At 67.7% G+C, this 2798-nt stretch carries 3 pseudogenes; 2 read left to right on the top strand and 1 reads right to left on the bottom strand.

The window, feature by feature from the left end:
* Nucleotides 1–620 precede the first annotated feature (620 nt).
* Together ACZ7GZ_RS42975 and ACZ7GZ_RS42970 are read left to right on the top strand one after the other, a co-directional pair.
* Nucleotides 621–974 (top strand): annotated as a pseudogene (locus ACZ7GZ_RS42975) (SDR family oxidoreductase); the annotation flags it as partial.
* 348 nt (nucleotides 975–1322) lie between these two features.
* A pseudogene (locus ACZ7GZ_RS42970) lies at nucleotides 1323–2190 on the top strand (enoyl-[acyl-carrier-protein] reductase FabV); the annotation flags it as partial.
* 228 nt (nucleotides 2191–2418) lie between these two features.
* Here the strand turns inward: ACZ7GZ_RS42970 and ACZ7GZ_RS42965 are convergent.
* Nucleotides 2419–2798: pseudogene (locus ACZ7GZ_RS42965) on the bottom strand (transposase); the annotation flags it as partial.

Below are 2798 nucleotides of genomic sequence, written 5' to 3'. Positions count from 1 at the left end.
TCTTCGGCTACCTCACCCCGGCCGAGACCAGGCGGCGCCACCAGCACACCCTCGCGGCATAGAGATCGAGTGTCCAAGTTCACGGGGAAACTTCAGGTTGATCTGGCTCCGCCACCCCAACATCATTCGTCACCTACAGGACCTGGCGAGCGGTCGCGTCCCGATCAGCCACGAGGGCCTGCAGCAGCAGGAGCACGGGGAGCAACATCCTGCCCCACGCGGACCGGCGGCTCCTGCTCTAGAACGCTGGCTCACCGAGCGCCTCAGGGCGGTCGAGGATCCCGCGCGACACCAGCTCCTGCGCCGATTCGCCACCTGGCACCAACTGCGGCGCTTACGAGCGAAGGCCGAAGCCGGTCCGCGCTCAGACGCTCCCCACGCACCAGGCGCGGCAGCAGACCACCCAGGCCCACACCTTCCTCACCAGGCTCGCACCCCGCAACCGGACCCTCGACCAGTGCCGACAGCCGATCTCGGCGCCTGGCACGCGGACAACTACGCCACCCGCCGACCCGCCCAGCCCTTCCTGCGCTGGTGCAAGGGCAAATATTGCGCCGCCGGTAGATCTCCCGGTCGAACCGCGGCGGGCCACCGCCGTCACGGCGGCCCCAGTTACGGCGGTGGCGTTGCTGGTCCCGCTTCTCCGGAATGGTGTGGCTGATGCCGCGCTTGCGGAGGTAGGCGCGGAAGCCGCGGGAGGCGTAGGCCTTGCCCGCGACCACGTGGTCCGGTCGGCAGCGCGGTCGGCTCCGACCGATGCGGGGCACTCGGGTCCGCTCGAGAAGCGGCCATCATCGGCCCGGGCGGAGTGGCTCAGTACCGGGATGACGTACACGTTCTGGGCCGACCCCGGCCCGTCCAGCACCGTGCTGGAGCATGTGCCTCTGGGCCGATCGGCCGCCCCCGAGGAGATCGCCAGCGCCGCACTCTTCCTTCTCACCGACGCTGTCGCACACATCACCGGCACCGTACTCACCGCCGACGGCGTACTGCTCGCCGGCCCCACCACGACCTGCCAACCCTCAACCACACGTCAGCCCCAGCCAGTTGACGACACCGCTGGGCGGGGATCCTGTTGCAGGCCGGCCGACCGCAAGGTCGGCCAGGCGATTGGGATCACGCTCCCCGGCGATAAGGTCCTCCAAGATGGCCCAGCCACTGGTGCCGCGACGTCTCTGAGGACCGCCGAGAGCTTCATACCGGTGTCTTCGAGTTCCTTCTCGTGGCCAGGGGTTAGAGGTTGCGGCTGGGGCTCCAACCGGCTTTGGGGAGGAGCTTGTCGTAGTAGTAGTTCGGAGGGTAGGAGCGACCCAGGATTCTCGGATTGGGCAGGCGACGCCGTCAAGGAGCGGGTTGCCGACCTGCTGCGCGAACGGTTCAACGGCCGCCTCGACTACCTGCTCTACTCGGTGGCTGCACCGCGCCGCACCGACCTCGTCACCGGCACCACCTACTCCTCGGTGCTCAAGCCGGTCGGCCAGCCGTACCGCACCAAAACCCTCATCTTCGACGGCCGCCACCCGGAAGTACGCGAGGTCCAGATCGCGCCGGCCGAGGGCGACGACATCGAGCAGACCGTCGCCGTCATGGGTGGCGCGGACTGGGAGCGCTGGATCACCCACCTCGCCGAACGCGACTTGCTGGCCGACGGCTTTACCACCGCTGCCCTGTCCTACATCGGCTCCCCGCTCACGGCGCCCATCCTACCGCCAAGGCACCATCGGCGCCGCCAAAGCCCACCTCGAGGCCACCGCCCGAGCCCTCAATGAGCGACTCGACGAGCTCGTCGGCGGCTCCGCGGTGACTTCCGTCAACGGCGTCGCCGTGACCCAGTCGTCCACGGCAATTCCTGGCATCGCTCTGTACGTCAGCTTGCTGCACGCCGTTCTTGGCGACCGTCTTCTCGCCCCGGCCGCGCAGCTCACCGAGCTGTGGGACCAGCTCACCGGCACCACCACGCGTCGCCTCGATGACGAGGACCGCATCCGCCTGGACACCTGGGAGCTGACCGACGACGTCCAGAACGCGATTGCCGAGCGTTGGCACCAGGCCACCACTCACACCGTCTCCGACCTCGCCGACCTCGACTGGTTCACAGGTGAGATCCGCCGCCTCTACGGCTTCGATGTCCCCGGAATCGACTACGCACGTCCCGTCGAAACCGCCGTCGACTGGCTCAACCCCATCTGACGCCTTCCTTGGAGGAAGCCGTGCGCTGCCCACCGACGCCGACCTCATCCCTTGGCAGCAGCGCCTTGAGCTGGCCCTGGCTCAGCTGCTGGGTCCGAGCTGCGGCAGGCCACGGGCCGCAACGCTCTACCTTTCCGATCACGGGTTGGCCCCAGCCATTCTTAGGGAAGTGGCGTCCAGGGGAGGGGGTGTGGCTTTTACTGACTTCGGCTTGTCAAGGTGACGTTGGGGCATCGAGGCCAGGCCCGTTCCGGTTATGAAGCCGTCGAGGATCTCGGGCCGGTACTGGAGGCGCTTGAGTCGGTTGCGTACGAGCGTCTCCAGGCGGTCGAGGGCGACGACGGCGAGGTTGGCAAGGCTGCATTTGATGTGCGCACACACGCCCTCGACCGGATTGAGGTCGGGCGAGTAGGCGGGCAGCAGGAACACTGTCAGCCACTCCCGCTGGGCGACCAACTGCCGCATTGTGACGGAGACGTGGGTGTTCAGGCGGTCCCATACCAGCACGAGCGGTGTCAATCCCCAGAAAGCGTGGAGGACTTCCCTATGCTGCTCGGTCCTCCTGATGGGCCTGCGTCCTGGCCTCGGTGACGGTTCGCTCGAAGTCC

It is taken from the genome of Streptomyces sp. NPDC037288, from assembly GCF_055603265.1.
Note: the sequence above shows the minus strand (reverse complement) of the source record. Positions and strands in the feature narration are given on the sequence as shown.